A 20,122-nucleotide genomic window follows, 5' to 3' on the forward strand; every position below is an offset into this window, starting at 1 on the left:
GGAGAATTCACATGTGGTTTTATGACATAATAAATGTGATAGTTGCCATTGCAGTTATCGTAGCTATTTTGTACTTATTATTCCGTCTATTCGTATTAAAACAAGGTAACGAACGCGTTATTTTGTTGCCAAAGCGGAAAACAAGCTTTCAATTGGCAGATATGAATATGAGCTCCATGACATTGTTCTGCGATGTGCCATTTGTAAACAAAGGCCGTCAACTTGGTACAATCATGGATTTATTCCCACGTCCTTTGCTTCCAGAAGAACATTTTGATGGTGTGAAAGTAGACGCTTGGGCTATGGATATCGATCGTCCTCGCCACGATGGTTACTTTGAAGCTATCATCATCAAGCCTCGCAAGGGTGGTACAATCCGCATTTACGTTACCTTAACTGGTAGAAATGGTAATATTCGTGAAGATATTAAGGGATTCCCTTATATGGACATCGACATTTATTACCAAATCGTAGGTCGTACCGATTACCATATCGATAAACAACGTATTCGTTTGACTGCAGAAGAAGTACAAGCAGCATTGGTTCACTAAGGAGGCATAACAATGGCAGAATTAGAATTAGTATGTGTTCCTACACGTATTCTTACAGATAATGATGACATCGTTGATGCTATCGTTGAATTTGGTGGTCACAATATTGGACCAGAAGACATCGTATGTGTAGCAGAATCCGTTGTGGCTATTACACAAGGTCGCTTTACACGTCCTGAAGAACTCAATGTATGTTGGCAAGCGCGTATGATCAACCGCTTTATCCATCCAGATGGTTCCATGGCTTCTATTTATGGTATGCAATCTGCTATGAACTTAGATGGTAAATGGAAGGTATTAGGTGCTTTCTTCTTAGGCGCTATTGCTAAAATCTTCCGCAAACCAGGCGTGTTTTACGCTATCGCCCGTGCTGCATCCTTAACTGATGACGTAACAGGTACAATGCCTCCATTCGATAAACACATCGTATTTGGTCCAAAAGATCCAGATAAGGTGGCTGAAAAAATCGTTCAACGCACAGGTTGCTATGGTGCTGTTGTAGCAGACGTAAATGACTTGAAACGCTCTGCAATTCTCGGTACAAGTCGCGGTATTGATGCGAAGAAAATCGCTAAATTGTTGATTGATAATCCGTTTGGTAATGATAGCCAAATGACACCAATCGTTATTATTAAAAACTACGCTTCCGTTTCGGGAGCAAAATAAAAGATTCTCGATATTTCCGGTGCAGAACTGGTAAGTCTAGAGATTAACAAAAGAGACTGCTCCGGCGGTCTCTTTTCTGTTTAAAGGAGGATATATGTTATTAGGCATAGATGTAGGCGGCACCTTTACGGATGCCGTTATTATAGATGGGGGTACCATCGTTTCATCGGCGAAGCGGCGAACCACGAAGGAGAATCTCATGAATGGCATAACGGATGCCTTATGTGCGGTGATGAGTGATGTGGACCCTGCACAAATAGAACAGGTAACGCTATCTACTACGGTAGTGACAAATACGATTGTGGAGCATAAAGAACAACCTGTAGATCTCTATGTTGTAGCGGGGCCAGGGCGCAATGTGGATGATATATTCCCTGTAAGACCTGTGTATCTTAAAGGATATACAGACCATCGCGGCATCGTGGTGGAACGTACAGATGTAGAGGGGACTGGTAAACTAGCGAACATGGTGCAAGCTAAGAGTGGCACCGATTTGGCTGCTGTATCCGCAAAATTTGGCGTTCGCAATCCGAAAGAAGAAATCGATGTTGCTCAGGCTCTATCTGACACATATCATACGATTTCTACAGGCAGTGCGTTAAGTGGCAATCTTAATTTTCCACGTCGTACCATCAGTGCCTATTTTAATAGCGCCGTGGCCTCTGTATTTAAGGAATTTAAGAACGCTGTTTACCACGCATTAGATACCTTTCATATTACGGCACCGGTATATATTTTGAAAGCTGACGGTGGTTCGCTACCGATAGATACGGTGGAATCCATACCTGTAGAAACTGTATTTACCGGACCAGCTGCAACGGTACTTGGCTTGGAAGCATTGCGCAGCACTAAAGAAGCCCATACGGTGGCCCTTGATATTGGAGGGACTACGACGGACATTTCCTTATGGAAACAGGGCAAACCACTGATGACAAAGGAGGGCGTATCCATCCGTGAATATCCAAGTGCGGTACGCTCCTTTGCGGTTACCTCGGTGGGCATTGGCGGTGAATCGGCGGTGCGCTATGAAGATGGGAAACTTATGGTAGGCCCTGAACGGATTGGCCCATCTGTTGCGCTTGGCGGCATTATCCCTACATTAGGGGATGCCCTCATCGTGCTTGGTAACGCGCATTATGGCGATGAACAGAAGGCGTACGATGCCATTGCACAGATTGATACGACCATTGATGTGAAAACCATGGCTCAACGCATCGTAGATGAAGCCGTCCGTGTTGTAAAGCAAGGCATTGATACGGTCGTGGCAAAGGAAAATAAACGACCAATCTATGTAGTAGCCGATATCGTGCATCCTGATCCATTTGTGCCGGCCCAGCTTGTTATCGTCGGTGGCACGGCGGCTAGTTTGGGCCCCATTATTGGGGACCAACTAGGATTGCCTGTTCATATTCCAGCCGATGCGGCCGTGGCTAATGCCATCGGTGCTGGTGTGGCTAATCATACGATGGCGATTACGGTTCATGTCGATACAAAGCGGCGTACTATGGTAGTGCCAGAATTGGGCATTCAAGATAAAAGTAGCTCTTTGCGTTCTGCTAACGCTGTGGAAGAGGTGGCGTATCGATTATTATGTGAAGCTGCTCAAGAACAAGGCCTTGTAGCAGCAGGCGTAATACCTGATGTAGAAACGATTAGTGTTGAAGATTTTCCTGTTGTCGACGGATGGCAATCGATGGAACGCATTATTACTGTGAAAGTACAACTGAAAGCGGGGGTGAGTGGCTATGTGGAATCATAAGGACAGTTACCGGGTACGTAATGGAATCGTGTCGGCTAGCACAATAGAACATCCTTCATTAGGTCTCGTATTTTTCCCGGCCTTTGATTGGAAAATTTCTGCTACCCATCCAGAACGGCAAGAACGGTTGCTCTATACGCGGGATCAAATCGTGGAAGAAGGATTGCTCGATGTGCCGAATATTAGAGAATATAATCCTATCGTAGCCGACTGGGATGTGATAGAACGAGTTCACGTTGGGGCCCCTGATTTAGTATCTTGGGTAACCGATGCGCATCGCGTATCGGCTGGTGGTGCCATTGCAGCAGCTGATGCGGTGCTACGAGGTGAAGTAGATAGAGCCTTTGCTCTCGTTAGACCGCCAGGGCATCATGCGATGGCTATGGTTCATGGCATCCGTGGATTCTGTACCATCAATATCGAGGCCGTCATGGTCCAACACATACGCAAAACCTATGGTGTGAAACGGGTGGCCATCGTCGATACTGATGTACATCATGGAGATGGATCGCAAGATGTGTTCTACCACGATCCGGATACCTTGTATATAAGCTTTCACCAAGATGGACGGACCTTATATCCGGGTACCGGATTTATGGATGAATTCGGCGGACCTCAAGCCATTGGCGCTAACATAGATATTCCACTACCTCCTGGCACGGGTGATGAAGGTTTATTAAAGGTGATGCGCGAACTCGTATTGCCGATTCTACATGAATTTAAACCGGATATCGTCATCAATTCGGCGGGACAGGATAACCATTTCTCTGATCCGTTAGCTAATATGAATGTGACTGCTAAGGGCTACGCAGAATTAGTGGATTTATTGCAGGCAGATATTGCAGTCCTTGAAGGGGGCTATTCTGTACAAGAGGCCTTGCCTTATGTAAATACAGGTATCATTTTATCGATGGCTGGATTAGATTACAGTCGCGTTATCGAGCCAAACTATGTAGAACAACATCAGTCGGCTGATGTAACGACATATGTTGATAATCTTATTTTGAAATGGAAGGACCAATGGGCACGGCGTGAGGAAATAGCACGAGATGAACTCATCGGTCACAAGAATAGATGGGTCCGTGATTATTCTGTGTATTACGACGAATCTGGTGTACAAGAAGAGCGTCGTGAAACAGTGCGCCTCTATCCTGATAAAATCGGTTGGCATAGCATCGAATCCTATGGTAATTATGGGCCCTATGCAAAGCAAAGTGTGTACGCTATGTTTATTCCATGGCAGGCCGATGATGCTACGCGCGAAGAGGCTTTCACAGAAGCACGTCGCATGAAAGAACAGGGTGGTCTCAATCGCTATGTAGTGGTGGACCCTATGGGGCAGGGACAAGTTGAAATTTAGCCTGTCGAATGGGAACCATTGTTCATGATATAATAGAATAAACGAGATAGCGCCCCTCGTGTGAGGGGCGTTTCTATTGTGATACATATCCTATAATGAACAATTCAGCATGGTATACTAAACATAAAGGGGGCGTTGTTATGCGCAGTGATAATAGAACAGCAGGTCAATTGAGACCGATTAAAATAACGAGACATTTTACAGAATATGCAGAAGGTTCTGTACTCATCGAATGTGGTAAAACAAAGGTCATTTGTACAGCTACTATCGAGGAAAATGTACCGCGCTGGCTAAAAGGTTCCGGTCAAGGCTGGGTGACTGCAGAGTATTCCTTGTTGCCACGTTCTACAAAAACACGGGTAAGCCGTGAGGCCGCTCGAGGTAAACAAACGGGCCGTACCGTTGAAATTCAACGCTTAATCGGTCGTGCATTGCGCGCTGTTGTAGATTTAAAGGCTTTAGGCGAGCGCTCCATCACCGTAGACTGCGATGTTATCCAAGCCGATGGCGGTACGCGTACAGCGTCTATTACAGGGGCCTTTGTAGCTCTTGTTGATGCCATCGATTTTACATTTGGTGGCTATGGTAAATTCCCTATTACCGATTTCTGTGCTGCTATTTCTGTTGGCATTGGCCCAGAAGGTCCTATTACAGACCTTTGCTATGAAGAGGATAGCGCTGCCGTAGTGGACATGAACGTGGTGCGCACCGGTGCTGGTAATCTTATCGAGGTACAAGGTACAGGTGAACATGGCACATTTAGCCGCGATGAACTTAACCAATTATTAGACCTTGCAGAATCTGCTACTGACGAATTGATGGCTGTGCAACGCAATGTACTCGGCTCTGTAGCGGACAAAATTGGCAAGGTGTATCCTGATGCACCTGTTCAAACCGCTGAAGGAGAACAATAATATGGAACGTATTGTATTAGCAACGGGCAATAAGGGGAAAATACGCGAATTTGAACGGGCCTTTTCTCATATGAATATTACCTGTGTGCCTGTGAAAGACATAGTGGACGTTCCGGAACCAGAGGAAACGGGCACAACCTTTATGGAAAATGCCATCCTCAAAGCGAAATACTATAGCGAAAAAACAGGATTGCCGTGCTTAGCTGATGATTCGGGGCTCACTGTCGATGCTCTTAATGGGGCACCTGGCGTATACTCCGCACGCTATGCGGGCGTTCATGGCGATGATGAAGCAAATAATGAAAAATTAATTCGCGAATTACAAGGTAAATCGAATAGAACTGCGCACTATGTATGCGCTTTAGCTTTGGTACATCCGGATGGTGCTAGCGTGACGGCCGAAGCCTCTTGTGATGGTGAAATTCAAGATATGCCGGTTGGTACCAATGGATTTGGATATGATCCATATTTCTTTGTTCCACAATTTGGTAAAACCATGGCGGAGCTCGATATCGATACGAAGGAAACCATCAGTCATCGTGGCAAGGCGTTGCAAGAGTTAGTTGCAAAGGTGAATAAATGAAACGAATAGGTATTATTAGTGATACACATGGCTATCTGGACACCATTGATCTCGCATTAGATGCAACGATGGACCAAGATATTGACATGTGGCTACACGCAGGCGACTACGGTGATGATGCGCGGTATATGCAAACGCGCACCGATGTGCCTGTCTACGCCGTGCGTGGCAATAATGACCGCGTGCAGCCCTTAGAGCCTAAGGAACAATTGATTCCATTAGAAGATACCTATATTTACATGACCCATGGTCATGAGGTATCATATGATAAACGAATACAAGAATTAGTACACATTGGCAACGCCATGGGGGCGCGCCTCATCGTATGCGGGCATAGCCATATTCATAAAGAGAAACTTTTAGGTGATACTCTCTTTGTCAATCCAGGCAGTATCGCATTGCCTCGGGATGGATCGGGCGGCACCTTTGCCATCGTTACCTATGCGAATGGTATTTTTAATGTAGATGTTAAGCCTAAAAAAGAAATTATTTAGTATAATGGTGAAAGAAGGAAAAATAACTTTCACAAAAATAGTAAGTCTATGCATGGAAAGGGTTATGGCATATCATGGATACACCAGTTAAGGCAAAGCCTAAAATGAAGTTATATGGGTTTAATAATCTCACGAAGACGTTGAGTTTTAATATTTATGATATTTGTTATACTCGTACAGAGGAAGAAAAGAAGCAATATATTCAATATATTGATGAAGTATACAACGCGGAGCGGTTGACGAATATTTTGACCGAAGTGAGTCATATTATCGGTGCTAACATTTTAAATATTGCGAAACAAGATTACGACCCACAAGGGGCATCGGTTACGATTTTGATTTCTGAAGAAGAAATTGAAAAAGAAGATGTGGTTATGCATTTGGATAAATCCCATCTTACGGTGCATACGTACCCTGAAAGCCATCCGCACAAAGGGATTAGTACATTCCGCGCCGATATCGAAGTGTCCACATGTGGTCAAATCTCTCCGCTAAAGGCCCTCAATTACTTGATCAATAGCTTTGATTCGGATATTTTGACATTGGACTATCATGTGCGTGGCTTTACACGTGACGTGTCGGGCAAGAAAATCTACATCGACCATCGTATCAACTCTATTCAAAACTACATTAATGCGAAAACGCGCAATTTGTACAATATGATCGATGTGAACGTGTACCAAGAAAATATCTTCCACACTAAGATGATGCTCAAGGATTTCGATTTGGATAATTACTTATTCGGCATTACCGAAGCGGAATTGAGCGAACGAGAAATCAAGCAAATTAAACAACAATTGCGACAAGAAATGACAGAAATCTTCTACGGACGCAATTTGCCATCTGTGAAAGCCTAGATTGTTTAAAACGCTTAGTTATTTGTGGACATGTAATTAATGCTAAGAATATGAATTCATGATTAATTCTAAAATTTTCGAAAAACTATATCGAAAAATCTTGTGTTATTGTTTCTGATTCTGTATAATGAACTTGTAGGGGGTATTAATAATTAATACCAAGAAACTATTGTGTCCGTTGTCATCCACAAAGGAGAATTATTATGGACGTACGTGAATTAGCAGTACAAAAAAAACGTGAATTAAAAGGCTTCCTCACAGTAGGAACTAAATATGAATTAAAAGACGCTCATGATTTATCCGTTGCTTACACACCAGGTGTAGCAGAACCATGCTTGCGTATTAAAGACAATGAAGCTGAATCTTTCGAATTAACTTGCCGGTCCAACATGGTTGCCGTTGTATCTGACGGTACTCGTGTACTTGGCCTTGGTGATATCGGCGCTGCTGCCGCATTGCCTGTAATGGAAGGTAAATCCTTATTGTTCAAAAAGTTTGGCGAAGTAGACTGCATTCCATTGGTTGTAGATACTAAAGACGCTGATACATTGATCAACACTGTAAAATTGTTGCAAAAGAACTTTGCTGGCATCAACTTGGAAGACATTTCCTCTCCTAAATGCTACGAAATCGAAAATCGTTTAAAAGAAGAATTGGAAATCCCTGTGTTCCATGATGACCAACACGGTACAGCAATCGCATGTTTAGCTGGTGTAAAAGGCGCTCTTCGCCTCGTTAAAAAAGATTTAGCTACAGCTAAAATCGTAGTAAACGGCGCTGGTGCAGCTGGTGCAAACATCGCTCGTTTGTTATACCTTGCAGGCGCTCGTGATATTACCGTATTGGTATCCTCTGGCGTATTACACAAAGATTATAAACGCCTTGATTCCTTGCAATCCGAATTGATCGATATGCTTGGCCTTGAAGAAAAACATGGCAACTTGGCTGAAAATGCTAAAGGCGCTGACATCCTTCTTGGCGTATCTGCAGCAGGTGCTTTTACAAAAGAAATTTTGGAAAACTTGGCTGACGACGCTATCGTATTCGCTATGGCGAACCCTAACCCAGAAGCAACATACGCTGATATGAAAGCTGCTGGCGTTCGCATTGCAGGTACAGGCCGTTCCGACGCACCTAACCAAATCAATAACGTAGCTGTATTCCCTGGTATCTTCCGCGGTGCTATCGACGTTCGCGCATCCAAAATCACTGACGAAATGAAATTGGCTGCTGCCGACGCATTGGCACACTTGATTCCAGACAGCGAATTGAATGATGAAAACATCATGCCATCCGTATTCGACCCTCGCGTAGCTCCTGCAGTGGCAAAAGCAGTTGCTGAAGTAGCTGTAAAACAAGGCATCGCCAAAAAACCTCAAATCGTTGAAGACGGTCATTACGAAGGCTAATTTTAACTAAATCAAATATGATTTTAACATGCACCCTACGGGGTGCATGTTTTTTATATAAATGTTGCATTTGTGCGTACAAAATTATAAAATGTAAGCACAATAATAACAATAGGAGATATTATATGGATTATAGAGGAATTATAGAATCAAAACTAGAACAAAATAATGGTATACTTTCAAGTCGCGATATTAAAGCTCTTAATATTCCTTCCATATACCTAACTAGAATGGTAAATGAGGGGATACTTAATCGTGTAAGTCGGGGTATTTATCTAAGCACAAAAGGCGATTATGATGAATACTATCTCTTTCAAAAACAATATAGAGTGCCTATTTTTTCATATGCATCAGCCCTGTATTTACATCAATTTACTGATGATATTTATCCGGTACTAGAGGTAACTGTGTATCGAGGGTATAATGTTCATAGAATTAACAATGTGAATCTCGTACATTATGTTACGAAAGATATATATGATTTAGGTCTCACTGAGTGTAAAACGGTATATGGTAATATTGTCAAAGCATATGATTTAGAACGGACCTTATGTGATTTCATTAAAAATAGAAATAAGATCGATACTGAATTATTTTCTAAAACTTTACATAGGTATATGCGTTATAAAAATCGAAATCTAAATCGTTTATACGATTACGCTAAGAAAATGAAGATATATGATAAGGTTAAAAGTATTTTGGAGGTTATCTATGAATAAGGATAAACTGAAAGCTTTATGTCATAAATTATCGAAAGAGTCAGGACTGCCTTTTAATATGATACAAACACATTACTTTTTAGAGCGGATACTAGAGCAAATATCATCTAGTAGTGAATGTGAAAATTTTATATTTAAAGGTGGTTTTTTACTATCAAATGTTATTGGTATACGGCAACGGAGTACATTAGATATTGATTTTGTTATTCGACAATTTCCACTGACAGAAGAAGTATTATTAGTGAAATTCCAGTCTATACTATTGAACTCATCATCGGATATTAAATATTCAATACAACGAATAGAACCAATTCGTGAATCTGATGAGTATGGAGGCTATAGACTAACAATACTTTGTCAATTAGAAAATATTAGACAAGTTATTCCTTTAGATATAGCTACAGGTGATCCGATTACACCAGAAGCTATAAGATATTCCTATAAGAGCATTTTTGATGAAAGTGAATTTAATATTTGTGCATATAATGTAGAAACTATGTTAGCAGAGAAACTACAGACCATATGTGAGCGGAGTGTATTTAATAGTCGATGTAAAGACTTTTACGACGTATTTATGATTTATAGTACATTAAATGACAGTATAGATTATAAGTTGTTACATGCTGCCTGTGTAAAAACATTTGCATATAGGAATACTTCGTTTAATAAGGAAACATTTGAGGATGTTCTTATGATGTTAAGAAATGATGATGATTTACATTCATCGTGGCTAAGATATCAAAAACGTTCACCTTACGCTGTAGAAATTACTTTTGATAAAATATTAGATGTATTTGAACAGATTATTGAATGTATGGGATTATAAAAGAAACTTTTTTTAAGAGGGAAAGAGGGGGTGATACTATGTGCTTTTGATTTAGAAATTATGAAGATAATTTTGGGAATAGGTAATCCTAAATTTTTAATGAAGTTATAAAAAAATACTTGTCAGAATAGTGGTCCAATGATATAATAATTTTCGTTGCAGAGAGGTACTCACAATTGAGTAAAACTCAGCAAAAGTAGTGGTTGACATCAACTACCGGGTTTGCTATAATTAGCAAGTAATTAATGACGGGGCATAGCGCAGTTTGGTAGCGCACCTGGCTTGGGACCAGGGGGTCGCAGGTTCGAATCCTGCTGCTCCGACCATTTTTTATTTTGCGGGTGTAGCTCAATGGTAGAGCCCCAGCCTTCCAAGCTGGTCGCGAGGGTTCGATTCCCTTCACCCGCTCCATTTTTTTTTGCCTTTTTTAGGGTGAACGAAAAATGACGTCATTAGTTGACGATACATGCCACATAATTTATACTATAATAGATAATTACATATAAAGGTAATCCACATGGTTCAGTAGCTCAGTTGGATAGAGCAACGGCCTTCTAAGCCGTGGGTCGGGGGTTCGAATCCCTCCTGGATCACCAAAGAAATAAGCGGAGTCTAAAATTGACTTCGCTTTTTTATTTAATTCTTGTAAAATATATTGCTAATTAGAGTAGTTGAACATATAATAAAGATGAATTATAGGAGGAGGCGGTGTACATGGCTACAAAAAGTTTTTTAAAAAATGTTACTATCAAAAATAAAAAAGATTGTAGCAAGCTTTTACATGCGTTAGAGAGTGCGCAAAAGCAAAAAAGTGTTCCTGTTGAATTTTCTAGATCTTATTCCTTGGCTACGAAAGAAGAAATAGATAAGATTTTTATATGATAGGATTTAAAGTTGTTAATCTGGATTTACTTTTACAAGTTAAATCTGAGGAACAGATTAGAACAATTTTAAATGACTTCGAGAGTCCTCTTAATCCTGATATAGAGAATTTTTTGAAATATAAAGCTGTTGAATTTTCAAAAGCAGCAATTGCAAAAACATACTTAGTAATGGCTTCCTATCAAGGTGAAAATAAAATTGCTGGATATTTTTCATTATCTGGAAGTAAATCTTTTGTTGTAAAAACAAAAGGAAATGAAATTAGTAAGAATATGAAACGACGGTTCAATAAGTTTGGTACTTATGATGCTGTTTTGAAACAGTATCATATAGCTGCTCCGCTGATTGGACAACTTGGGAAGAATTACAAATATAAAGAACTAATTACTGGCGATGAATTATTAACCATGGCTGTAGATATGCTACGTCATGTTCAATCTTTAGTTGGCGGTAAATTTATATACTTAGAGTGCGAAAATAATGAGAAGTTGATCGGGTTCTATATTAGGAACGGATTTAAAGTGTTTGGTGAACGTAGTTTGGATATAGATGAACAAGATTTTGTGGGACATGTGCTAATTCAACTCTTGAAATATTTATAATTAGCATTAAATTACATACTTTTAAAAAGAGTTAGAGCTATATATACTGTTATGGAAATAGAAGGCTTATAGGACAAAAAGTATGTGTAAAAACCCTTATAACACTAGTAAATATATAGTGTTATAAGGGTTTAATTTTTTTCTGGAGAAGTTTGAAGGTGGACAAAAAGTGTGGGTGAAAACATCAATTAACCCTTGTAATGACTGACTCAAATGAGGTTATATCTTCCTATATATAAACAAATATGGAGGAAGAGTTTATACGCCAAATAAAATGTCCTAATTGTAATGAAACATGTATTAAACATGGTGTTTTAAAATCTGGTTCTCAGCGTTGGTTTTGTAAACATTGTAAGGTGGCATTTACCGTTAAAATTAATAATCTAAGTAAAGAGTTAAACCTATTCTTGAATTGGTTATTTAGCACCGATATTCAAGCTGATATGCCTGGTAAAGGTCGTACATTTAGGCGTAAAACCGCTAAATTTTGGTCCATATGGCCATTGCCACCAAAAGTGGAAGAAGTACATGATGTGATATATCTTGATGGAATTTACTTATCTAGAAATTTATGTATGTTGATCTGTTGCAATGATACTCATATTCTAGGATGGTATGTCTGCCGTTATGAGCATGCTAGAGCTTAGCAGTGTTTAATGGAACGGATTGCTGAACCTAAAGTCGTTGTATCTGATGGTGCTAATGGTTTACCTAAAGCGTTACGGAAAGTTTAGCCTCATAGTAGCCACCAAAGATGCCTATTTCACATTTTTTGTCAGGTTAGATCATATACGACAAGTAGACCTAAAACGTTAGCAGGAAAGGACCTTTATACGCTTGCTAAAGCTTTATTTAATGTGAAAACAATGGATCAAGCTTTTGTATGGATTAATAAACTTTCAGCTTGGCGAATGACATATTCTGATTTTTTACGAGAAATGACGATTGATGAATTCGGAAACAAACGCTCTACACATGAGCGTTTGCTTAAAGCCGAATCATCATTATGGCGTCTGATTAAGCAACAAACTTTATTTACATTTTTGGAATGTATTAATATTACAGTACCTACAACAAATAATCGTATTGAAGGTGGAGTAAATGCTCAATTAAGAAGTATGTTACGGGCTCATAGGGGCCTTTCACTTGAAAGAAGACTAAAAGCGGTCTATTGGTGGTGCTATATGCACTCACCAAGACCGCTTTCTATTTCAGATATATTAAATTGTATGCCTACAGATGAATCGATTGCTGCTATCTACAAACGGTTATCTGATTATTGCTAAATAGATTGTTCAATCCCTCAATGGGAGGGTGCTCTTGTTTGGAATGAGCTACATATATCTACTGATTTTCCAACTTATTGGGATTAGTCTCCCATGATTTTTGTCCTATACCCCATTTTTTATATGTGCGTGATAATTAAAGATGATATAGAGTCTATATATTTGGTATAATTTAATTAATTAGTTCTTAGTTATTAGTTGTTTTGTATTTTATTGTAAGAGGTGTTTTATGGGGGAAAATCGGGGGAAGAATCCCACTGAAAAAACTAAAATGATGTTATGTGCTGCTGCAGCGGGTCGATGTGAATTTGAGGGATGTAATAAATTTTTATTTGAAGAGGAATTAACTCTAGTACCTTTAAATATATCACAAATAGCACATAATATTGCATCAAGTCCTGCAGGACCAAGAGGAGACATTATATTATCTCATAAAGTATCTAATGATTTTGAAAATTTGCTTTTGCTATGTGCTAAACATCATAAGCTTGTAGATGATAATCCAGCGTGTTATCCGGTTGAAAGATTAAAGTTAATGAAGAAGAAACATGAAGCCGAGATACATAGACTGTGTGAGTTGATGTATTATCCAGAATGTATAACCGTGAGACTGCAATCTCCGATTAAAGGTAAAATACCAGTAACAATTGATCAAAGAGAAGTAAATAATGTTATTGCTAGTAAGTATAAGCCACAAGATAAATTTGGTCCATTAATAGAGATAATAATATCAGAGCCCTATGATACAACAAATTTTTGGTCTTATGCCGATAAAGAAATAGAAAGACAGTACAATATAAAAATTCTTCCTTTATTAGATAATAAAACAGTTTGTCATGTTGCGGTTTTTCCGCTAGCACCTATTCCTATGATCATTAAATTGGGTTATCTTATTGGAGATAAAATTCCAGTACATGTGTATCAGAAGTTCAGGAGTACTAATAATTGGCAATGGCTTGATAATTCTACAGAGCCTAATTTTTCTATAAAAAAAGTAGTTAGAAATGGTTCCAATCCTAAAAGAATAGCTATAATTTTTTCTATTTCGGCTCATATAGATGCTTCAAGGATACCTGAGTCTGAAGATATTTTTTATCATTTTACTGTTGACAACCCAAATGTTGAAGTAATTAGAAGTGAAAATGATTTAAATCAGTTTAAACTTAAATATTTGTTTTTATTAGACCAAATTAAGACAGAATATCCGAAACTTAATGTTTTAGATATATTCTGTGCAGTTCCAAGTTCTGTGGCATTTGAAATTGGAAACAGTTATATGCAAGGGGTTTATCCTAAAATAAGAATATTTGATGACAATAATGGTTTTTTTGAAACACTTACTATAGGAGGCGATGATGATGCAGACTAGTGATGAATTATCTTTAATCTTAAATAAAATTGTTGATGAGTTATCAATTACACAAACAATGCAAGAAAAGGCGATTTCAGGATATAATGCCGTAGGAAAATGGCTAGGGGATGATTTGAAAAGAGAAATTCATATATATCCACAGGGATCAATGGCTCTAGGCACCATTATCAGACCTATTTCAGATAAAGATGAATATGATATTGACTTGGTCTGCTTAATTAGCGATGGGTATCAATTGGAAGCAAAATTGATAAAACAGTTAGTTGGGAATAGTATTAAGAATAATAGACGTTATAAACCTATGCTTGATAAAGAAGGAAAGCGGTGTTGGACGCTAAATTATGATGAATTCCATATGGATATATTGCCATCAGTCCCCGTTAATAGATTAACAAATAAGATTAGATTAACACATACTGAAGATTACAAGCTTTATAGTGATAAATATAGTAACCCATTGGAATATAGAAAGTGGTTTTTAGAACAAATGAGAAAAGGCCAATTGTTAGAACGGTTTGAGATTAAAGCTCAAGCTGAAATTGATGATGTTCCTACCTATAATCAGACTGGGAATTTACAGAAAATTATTCAATTGCTTAAACGACATAGGGATATTATGTTTGAGGTAGCTGATAATAAACCTATTTCTATTATTATTACTACTTTAGCGGCAAAGTCTTATAGTGGGAATCTATGCTTATATGATGAATTAAAAAATATTTTACAACGTATGGGGAAATTAATAGAAGAGAGTGATGGGCAATTTATAATTAGAAATCCGGTCGAACCAAATGAAAATTTTGCAGATAAATGGTGTATAGATAAAAATAAAGCAAAAGAATTTTTTAGATGGTTACAACAGGCCAAATATGATTTTATAGATAGAGTAAATTTAATATCTGGTTTACATGATATTTTTGATTTATGGAGTAAGGCATTGGGTGATGCCCCGGTAAAACGTGCTATTAAAGCTTATGCTACAGAGTATAAAAATGCTAGAGACGTGGGGCGGTTAAATGTTAATATGGATATAGGACTCACTATTGGAGCAACTGTTCCAGCTAGTAGTAAGGTAAAAAAACATACTTTTTATGGAGTTGAGGATTAATTTTTGAAGAGATTTTTAAGAATTAAGAAGTTAACGATATCTCAGCAATTATTTAAACTTACTAATTGTTGGCGTTCAGGTAAAATAATATATCAATCATATAAACAGATTATCTGGCGTTGTGAATTGAGACCGACAGCTTTAAGCAGATATTATGAGGTGACATTAATATATCGATTAAATGGTTTACCAGAAGTTTATGTCAAGAGAGATGATTTAGTGGACGTTGACGCAGCTGATTTTCCACATATATATAAGCGAGAAAAGAATAGAGTAAAACTTTGCTTATATTATGGTAAGGAATTTAACACATCTATGTATATATCAGATACTATTATTCCATGGACTGTAGAGTGGTTGTTTTACTATGAGCTATGGGTGAAAACAAAAATTTGGTTTGGCGGGGGGATTCATCCTGTACCTTTAGAAAAAAATAATGGAAAATAAAAATTATCTATGAATTACAGTCCGTAAGTGGACACCATTTGTGGCATATAGTTTCTTATATTATAGGATAAAATATATTGATAGAAGTTCTATTATCCTTAATCCTGCTGGTTTAAATAAGCTTATTTTTCTTAGAAACACTGGACCCTAAGTAGATGCAATAATAATGTTGGTAAGATGTATAAATTGTTAATTTTCTTACCAAAATATGTGAAAAATAAAGCAGGATAATAATGGTGGACTTGTAAGCAGAGTAATATCACTTTTACACAAATTATTGATGATAGTACTAAATGTTTTCATCGATTTTTAAACTGATTGTTTAGTAGAGAAGCACCGTGGAATGTGCTTGGGTAGTGCCGTACATTTGGTAGACAGATAGCTGATTTGTGGCTAATATGGCCTATGCCTCCCATAATGACACTCCGAGAGTGTGATATTATTTACACTTACCGAGATTGCTTTCTACAAAAGCATTACTTTATGTAATGCAAATTGATGCAAGTACTTTAAAAAAATATATATGAATGAAAGAGCCCAACTTAAAGCATAATTTCAACGCAGAAGCTGTCGTTTTTTGAGGGGTATAATTAAGACAAATTATATCTTAATGATTGGGATTAAAATATCAACATGTTTTGTCATATAACTCAATATTTATAATTAGCATTAAATTACATACTTTAAAAAGATGAATGGAAAATCCATTCATCTTTTTGTATATAAAAGAGTTAGAGCTATATATACTGTTATGGAAATAGAACAGGCGTGTACTAATTTGTAGGCCCCCATGTATGTGCCTTGTTAGAAATAGAACAGGCGTGTACTAATTTGTAGGCCCCCATGTATGTGCCTTGTTAGAAATAGAACAGGCCTGTACTAATTTGAAGGACCCTATATAAGTGCCTTGTTAGAAATAGAACAGGCCTGTACTAATTTGAAGGGCTCTATGTATAGGTCTCGTTAGAAATAGAACAGGTCTGTACTAATTTGTAGGCCCCTATGTATGTGCCTTGTTAGAAATAGAACAGGCAAGTACTAATTTGAATGGCCCTATGTATAGGTCTTGTTAGAAATAGAACAGGCCTGTACTAATTTGAAGGACCCTATATATGTGCCTTGTTAGAAATAGAACAGGCCTGTTCTATTTTATAGAACCCTATGTATCTCTGTTAAATTATTAATTTGCATCTATCTCTACAGTATTCTCCCGCAACCATTGTGCCAATTCTACATTGGTCATATTACCTGCAGCAACATCGATAATCATGTTTTCTACGTCTTGTTGTGTTGCCGTAATATCGAATCCATTGATAATTAAATACACATACATGCTATGCAATGCTGTTCGTTTGTTTCCATCCGTAAAAGGATGATTGTTGGCGATGCCGTAACATAATTGTGCTGCTTTATCGTAGATGGATGGGTATAGATCGTTTTCCATAAAGGTTTGAAAGGGGGTATAGACGGCTGACGCTAATAGGTTTTCATCGCGTACGCCTGGTGAAAGGACAAATGCACTTTCTAGTTGGGCGTGGAGCTCATAGATATCTTGTAAGGTAAATTGGATGTTAGCTGTATTCATTTGTTCTCCAATGCTTTATAGAGTTCATAATTTCGTTTTAGTACTTGCTGGGAAATGTCTTTAATACGCTTCGCTAGTTCTTTGTTGTTAGCACTTGTCGTGATAGGGGCGTCTTGGAGTGTACTGAAATCAGTATGTGGTGAAGAATGTTGTGCCATAGTTTGATCTCCTTTGATATATTTTGACCTTTATTTCTATTATATAGGGAATAAATCAATTTAAACAATCTAATTTATAGTAAATATTTTAAAAGTTCAAATTTGATTATCTCTCATAAATCCAGTGTTTATCTATATTCTTATCGTATAAATCTGATTTGTCAAAATAAAAGTCAAAAAAAGTCAAAAATATTTACTTTGACCTATTGACTTTTTGACTTAATTGGATTATTATAATGACATAAGGTTGAAGAAACCTAGAAATAAAGCAAGAAATTAAAGAGACTTAAAAGGTCAAATAGATATACTTGTAGTAAAAAAAGTGAGGTAATTTATATGAACAACAATTTCAATAACTTTGGTAGCGAATTTGGTAGCATGAATGATTTGTTTAATCAATTGATGAGTAATATGGGAGGTTACTCCACAGAAAATCGTCGTTATAAAATTAATGGTCGTGAAGTAACTCCTGAAGAGTTTGCTTATTATCGTCAAACAGGTCATTTGCCTACCAATGAAGAAATCCAAGCAGCACAAGCTGCAGCTCAACAAGGCAAAATGAAAAAGGATGGTATCCTTGCTCGTTTAGGTACGAACTTAACAGACGAAGCTCGTAATGGTAAGCTTGATCCTGTTATCGGTCGTAATAAAGAAATTCAAGAAACTGCTGAAATCTTAGCACGTCGTACAAAAAACAATCCAGTTCTAGTCGGCGATGCTGGTGTTGGTAAAACAGCTGTTGTAGAAGGCTTGGCACAAGCCATTGTAAATGGCGATGTTCCAGCAGCGATTAAAAATAAAGAAATCATTTCCATCGATATTTCCGGTTTGGAAGCTGGTACTCAATACCGTGGTTCCTTTGAAGAAAATATCCAAAATCTTATCAAAGAGGTTAAGGCTGCTGGTAATATCATCTTGTTCTTCGACGAAATCCATCAAATCTTGGGCGCTGGTTCCACAGGTGATGGTCAAGGCTCTAAAGGTTTAGCAGATATCTTGAAACCTGCTTTGTCTCGTGGTGAAATGACTGTCATCGGTGCTACTACACAAGATGAATACCGTAACACAATCATGAAAAACGCAGCACTTGCGCGTCGTTTCAATGAAGTAAAAGTTAATGCCCCATCTGCAGAAGATACTTTCAAAATTCTACAAGGCATTCGCCCATTATACGAAGCGCATCATAACATTGAATTGCCAGATGCCGTTTTGAAAGCAGCTGTAGATTATTCCGTACAATACATTCCTCAACGTAGCTTGCCAGATAAAGCCATCGACTTGATTGATGTAACAGCAGCTCACTTGGCATCTCAACATCCTGTAACTGATATTAAAACATTAGAAGCAGATATTGCAGATGCTAAAGCAAAACAAGAAGAGTTTGCTCAAAAAGAAGATTACGAATCCGCTATTAACGAAAAGATGCGTATTCAAAAATTGCAAGAAGAAATCGACAAGCATACTGATAATCAAAAGGTTGTGGCTAAGGTTAATGATGTAGCCGAAGCGGTAGAACGTATGACTGGTATCCCTGTTTCTCAAATGGGTGCATCCGATATTGAACGCTTGAAAGATATGAAATCTCGTCTACAAGCTCATGTAATCGGTCAAGATAAAGCAGTAGAAGCTGTTTCTAAAGCTATTCGTCGTAACCGTGCAGGCTTTGACGAAGGTAACCGTCCAATCGGTAGCTTCTTATTCGTAGGTCCTACTGGTGTTGGTAAAACAGAATTGGCTAAACAATTAGCACTTGATATGTTTGGTAACAAGGATGCAATCATTCGCTTGGATATGTCCGAATACAGTGATCGCACAGCCGTTTCTAAATTGATTGGTGCTACAGCTGGTTATGTAGGTTACGAAGATAACTCCAACACATTGACTGAACGAGTTCGTCGTAATCCTTACTCTATCGTATTATTCGACGAAATCGAAAAAGCAGATCCTCAAGTTATTACACTACTTCTTCAAGTATTGGATGATGGTCGTTTAACAGATGGTCAAGGTAACACAGTAAACTTCAAAAATACTGTTATCATTGCTACATCCAATGCAGGCTTCGGTTATGGCAGCGACAATGACGATGAAAACAAAGTCGATGTAATGGACCGCATTGCTCCATTCTTCCGTCCTGAATTCTTGAATCGTTTCAATGCTGTTATCGAATTTAATCAATTGAGCAAAGAAGATTTGAAGAAAATCGTTGATTTGATGCTCGACCAAGTTAACAAAACTTTGGCTAAAAAACAAATTACTTTAGATGTAACTGACGCAGCTAAAGATTTGTTGATGGAACAAGGTTATGACAAAACAATGGGCGCTCGTCCATTACGTCGTGTTATTGAATCTGAAATTCGTGACAATGTAACTGATTACTACTTGGATCACATCGATGCGAAACACTTGTTGGCTGATGTTGTAGATGGTCACATCGTGATCAGCGACAAGGATGCTGCTAACACATCCGATGCTAAATCCGATGATGACAAATCTGCAGACCACAGCAAACAAGCTGATGATGCTGCATCCAAGGACAATAAATAA

Annotated in this window: 19 protein-coding genes, 3 tRNA genes and 2 pseudogenes; 22 read left to right on the forward strand and 2 right to left on the reverse strand. The window is 38.1% G+C overall.

Annotation, left to right across the window (positions count from 1 at the left end; all coding sequences use genetic code 11):
- Positions 1 to 11: 11 nt before the first annotated feature.
- The 21 genes and pseudogenes from VIHSUH07_RS00645 to VIHSUH07_RS09705 form a co-directional block, all read left to right on the forward strand.
- Positions 12 to 551 (forward strand): hypothetical protein, encoded by a 540-nt coding sequence (locus tag VIHSUH07_RS00645; RefSeq protein WP_005383163.1) that lies wholly within the window; start codon positions 12 to 14, stop codon positions 549 to 551.
- 12 nt (positions 552 to 563) lie between these two features.
- The gene (locus tag VIHSUH07_RS00650) at positions 564 to 1,217 is read left to right on the forward strand and encodes a coenzyme F420-0:L-glutamate ligase (RefSeq protein WP_005377243.1); all 654 of its coding nucleotides are present in this window, start codon (positions 564 to 566) and stop codon (positions 1,215 to 1,217) included.
- Between the two features lie 94 nt (positions 1,218 to 1,311).
- On the forward strand, positions 1,312 to 2,976 hold the full coding sequence (locus VIHSUH07_RS00655) for a hydantoinase/oxoprolinase family protein (RefSeq protein WP_105083525.1): 1,665 nt from the start codon (positions 1,312 to 1,314) through the stop codon (positions 2,974 to 2,976).
- Positions 2,963 to 4,336, forward strand: a complete 1,374-nt coding sequence (locus VIHSUH07_RS00660) for a histone deacetylase family protein (protein ID WP_105083526.1) — start codon at positions 2,963 to 2,965, stop codon at positions 4,334 to 4,336. The genes VIHSUH07_RS00655 and VIHSUH07_RS00660 overlap by 14 nt, the downstream gene beginning before the upstream one ends.
- A 140-nt stretch (positions 4,337 to 4,476) precedes the next feature.
- Positions 4,477 to 5,250: a ribonuclease PH gene (gene rph / locus VIHSUH07_RS00665; protein WP_105083527.1), complete on the forward strand. Its 774-nt coding sequence runs from the start codon at positions 4,477 to 4,479 to the stop codon at positions 5,248 to 5,250.
- Between the two features lies 1 nt (position 5,251).
- Positions 5,252 to 5,833 carry an XTP/dITP diphosphatase gene (locus VIHSUH07_RS00670; protein WP_105083528.1) on the forward strand — a complete coding sequence of 194 codons (582 nt, stop codon included), beginning with the start codon at positions 5,252 to 5,254 and terminating at the stop codon, positions 5,831 to 5,833.
- Positions 5,830 to 6,327, forward strand: coding sequence for a metallophosphoesterase family protein (locus VIHSUH07_RS00675; protein WP_105083529.1), 498 nt, complete (start codon positions 5,830 to 5,832; stop codon positions 6,325 to 6,327). The genes VIHSUH07_RS00670 and VIHSUH07_RS00675 overlap by 4 nt, the downstream gene beginning before the upstream one ends.
- Before the next feature lie 74 nt (positions 6,328 to 6,401).
- Positions 6,402 to 7,184, forward strand: coding sequence for an adenosylmethionine decarboxylase (gene speD / locus VIHSUH07_RS00680; RefSeq protein ID WP_105083530.1), 783 nt, complete (start codon positions 6,402 to 6,404; stop codon positions 7,182 to 7,184).
- Positions 7,185 to 7,387: 203 nt separating this feature from the next.
- Entirely contained in the window at positions 7,388 to 8,593 is a 1,206-nt protein-coding gene (locus VIHSUH07_RS00685; RefSeq protein ID WP_105083531.1) for an NAD(P)-dependent malic enzyme, read from the forward strand.
- Between the two features lie 125 nt (positions 8,594 to 8,718).
- Positions 8,719 to 9,312 (forward strand): type IV toxin-antitoxin system AbiEi family antitoxin domain-containing protein, encoded by a 594-nt coding sequence (locus VIHSUH07_RS00690; protein ID WP_105083532.1) that lies wholly within the window; start codon positions 8,719 to 8,721, stop codon positions 9,310 to 9,312.
- The gene (locus VIHSUH07_RS00695; protein WP_105083533.1) at positions 9,305 to 10,138 is read left to right on the forward strand and encodes a nucleotidyl transferase AbiEii/AbiGii toxin family protein; all 834 of its coding nucleotides are present in this window, start codon (positions 9,305 to 9,307) and stop codon (positions 10,136 to 10,138) included. Before VIHSUH07_RS00690 ends, VIHSUH07_RS00695 begins: the two co-directional genes overlap by 8 nt.
- A gap of 249 nt (positions 10,139 to 10,387) precedes the next feature.
- A tRNA-Pro gene (locus VIHSUH07_RS00700) sits at positions 10,388 to 10,464 on the forward strand.
- An 11-nt stretch (positions 10,465 to 10,475) separates the two neighbouring features.
- Positions 10,476 to 10,549: transfer RNA gene (locus VIHSUH07_RS00705), tRNA-Gly, on the forward strand.
- Positions 10,550 to 10,657: 108 nt separating this feature from the next.
- A tRNA-Arg gene (locus VIHSUH07_RS00710) sits at positions 10,658 to 10,734 on the forward strand.
- A 118-nt stretch (positions 10,735 to 10,852) separates the two neighbouring features.
- The gene (locus VIHSUH07_RS09645) at positions 10,853 to 11,020 is read left to right on the forward strand and encodes a hypothetical protein (protein ID WP_009661018.1); all 168 of its coding nucleotides are present in this window, start codon (positions 10,853 to 10,855) and stop codon (positions 11,018 to 11,020) included.
- Positions 11,017 to 11,622, forward strand: a complete 606-nt coding sequence (locus VIHSUH07_RS00715; protein ID WP_105083534.1) for an N-acetyltransferase — start codon at positions 11,017 to 11,019, stop codon at positions 11,620 to 11,622. Before VIHSUH07_RS09645 ends, VIHSUH07_RS00715 begins: the two co-directional genes overlap by 4 nt.
- A gap of 260 nt (positions 11,623 to 11,882) precedes the next feature.
- A pseudogene (locus VIHSUH07_RS00720) lies at positions 11,883 to 12,995 on the forward strand (IS1249 family transposase).
- A 142-nt stretch (positions 12,996 to 13,137) separates the two neighbouring features.
- Positions 13,138 to 14,277 carry an SAVED domain-containing protein gene (locus VIHSUH07_RS00725; protein WP_105083535.1) on the forward strand — a complete coding sequence of 380 codons (1,140 nt, stop codon included), beginning with the start codon at positions 13,138 to 13,140 and terminating at the stop codon, positions 14,275 to 14,277.
- Complete coding sequence (locus tag VIHSUH07_RS00730; protein WP_146104932.1) at positions 14,261 to 15,388, forward strand: nucleotidyltransferase domain-containing protein; 1,128 nt, start codon at positions 14,261 to 14,263, stop codon at positions 15,386 to 15,388. Before VIHSUH07_RS00725 ends, VIHSUH07_RS00730 begins: the two co-directional genes overlap by 17 nt.
- Before the next feature lie 3 nt (positions 15,389 to 15,391).
- The gene (locus VIHSUH07_RS00735; protein WP_105083537.1) at positions 15,392 to 15,835 is read left to right on the forward strand and encodes a hypothetical protein; all 444 of its coding nucleotides are present in this window, start codon (positions 15,392 to 15,394) and stop codon (positions 15,833 to 15,835) included.
- A gap of 166 nt (positions 15,836 to 16,001) precedes the next feature.
- Positions 16,002 to 16,189, forward strand: a pseudogene (locus tag VIHSUH07_RS09705) (IS256 family transposase); the annotation flags it as partial.
- A gap of 826 nt (positions 16,190 to 17,015) precedes the next feature.
- On the opposite strand, the gene VIHSUH07_RS00740 reads toward VIHSUH07_RS09705, so the two are convergent.
- Together VIHSUH07_RS00740 and VIHSUH07_RS09650 are read right to left on the reverse strand one after the other, a co-directional pair.
- A complete protein-coding gene (locus tag VIHSUH07_RS00740; RefSeq protein WP_105083538.1) occupies positions 17,016 to 17,420 on the reverse strand; it encodes a type II toxin-antitoxin system death-on-curing family toxin in 405 nt (134 codons plus the stop codon).
- On the reverse strand, positions 17,417 to 17,578 hold the full coding sequence (locus VIHSUH07_RS09650; protein WP_199176816.1) for a hypothetical protein: 162 nt from the start codon (positions 17,576 to 17,578) through the stop codon (positions 17,417 to 17,419). Before VIHSUH07_RS09650 ends, VIHSUH07_RS00740 begins: the two co-directional genes overlap by 4 nt.
- Before the next feature lie 336 nt (positions 17,579 to 17,914).
- Here VIHSUH07_RS09650 and VIHSUH07_RS00745 point away from each other — a divergent pair, with 336 nt between their 5' ends.
- A complete protein-coding gene (locus tag VIHSUH07_RS00745; RefSeq protein ID WP_105083539.1) occupies positions 17,915 to 20,122 on the forward strand; it encodes an ATP-dependent Clp protease ATP-binding subunit in 2,208 nt (735 codons plus the stop codon).

Source organism: Veillonella sp. T34266-5, assembly GCF_002959815.1.
GTDB lineage: Bacteria > Bacillota > Negativicutes > Veillonellales > Veillonellaceae > Veillonella > Veillonella atypica.

What these genes read in the sequence shown, in the direction of transcription:
- VIHSUH07_RS00745 (WP_105083539.1), top strand. Translation starts at nt 17,915, where the DNA reads ATGAACAACAATTTCAATAACTTTGGTAGCGAATTTGGTAGCATGAAT.
- VIHSUH07_RS00660 (WP_105083526.1), top strand. Translation starts at nt 2,963, where the DNA reads ATGTGGAATCATAAGGACAGTTACCGGGTACGTAATGGAATCGTGTCG.
- VIHSUH07_RS00655 (WP_105083525.1), top strand. Translation starts at nt 1,312, where the DNA reads ATGTTATTAGGCATAGATGTAGGCGGCACCTTTACGGATGCCGTTATT.
- VIHSUH07_RS00675 (WP_105083529.1), top strand. Translation starts at nt 5,830, where the DNA reads ATGAAACGAATAGGTATTATTAGTGATACACATGGCTATCTGGACACC.
- VIHSUH07_RS00685 (WP_105083531.1), top strand. Translation starts at nt 7,388, where the DNA reads ATGGACGTACGTGAATTAGCAGTACAAAAAAAACGTGAATTAAAAGGC.
- VIHSUH07_RS00670 (WP_105083528.1), top strand. Translation starts at nt 5,252, where the DNA reads ATGGAACGTATTGTATTAGCAACGGGCAATAAGGGGAAAATACGCGAA.
- VIHSUH07_RS00730 (WP_146104932.1), top strand. Translation starts at nt 14,261, where the DNA reads ATGATGATGCAGACTAGTGATGAATTATCTTTAATCTTAAATAAAATT.
- rph (WP_105083527.1), top strand. Translation starts at nt 4,477, where the DNA reads ATGCGCAGTGATAATAGAACAGCAGGTCAATTGAGACCGATTAAAATA.
- VIHSUH07_RS00715 (WP_105083534.1), top strand. Translation starts at nt 11,017, where the DNA reads ATGATAGGATTTAAAGTTGTTAATCTGGATTTACTTTTACAAGTTAAA.
- VIHSUH07_RS00695 (WP_105083533.1), top strand. Translation starts at nt 9,305, where the DNA reads ATGAATAAGGATAAACTGAAAGCTTTATGTCATAAATTATCGAAAGAG.
- speD (WP_105083530.1), top strand. Translation starts at nt 6,402, where the DNA reads ATGGATACACCAGTTAAGGCAAAGCCTAAAATGAAGTTATATGGGTTT.
- VIHSUH07_RS00645 (WP_005383163.1), top strand. Translation starts at nt 12, where the DNA reads ATGTGGTTTTATGACATAATAAATGTGATAGTTGCCATTGCAGTTATC.
- VIHSUH07_RS00650 (WP_005377243.1), top strand. Translation starts at nt 564, where the DNA reads ATGGCAGAATTAGAATTAGTATGTGTTCCTACACGTATTCTTACAGAT.
- VIHSUH07_RS09650 (WP_199176816.1), bottom strand. Translation starts at nt 17,578, where the DNA reads ATGGCACAACATTCTTCACCACATACTGATTTCAGTACACTCCAAGAC.
- VIHSUH07_RS00690 (WP_105083532.1), top strand. Translation starts at nt 8,719, where the DNA reads ATGGATTATAGAGGAATTATAGAATCAAAACTAGAACAAAATAATGGT.
- VIHSUH07_RS00725 (WP_105083535.1), top strand. Translation starts at nt 13,138, where the DNA reads ATGGGGGAAAATCGGGGGAAGAATCCCACTGAAAAAACTAAAATGATG.
- VIHSUH07_RS00740 (WP_105083538.1), bottom strand. Translation starts at nt 17,420, where the DNA reads ATGAATACAGCTAACATCCAATTTACCTTACAAGATATCTATGAGCTC.
- VIHSUH07_RS09645 (WP_009661018.1), top strand. Translation starts at nt 10,853, where the DNA reads ATGGCTACAAAAAGTTTTTTAAAAAATGTTACTATCAAAAATAAAAAA.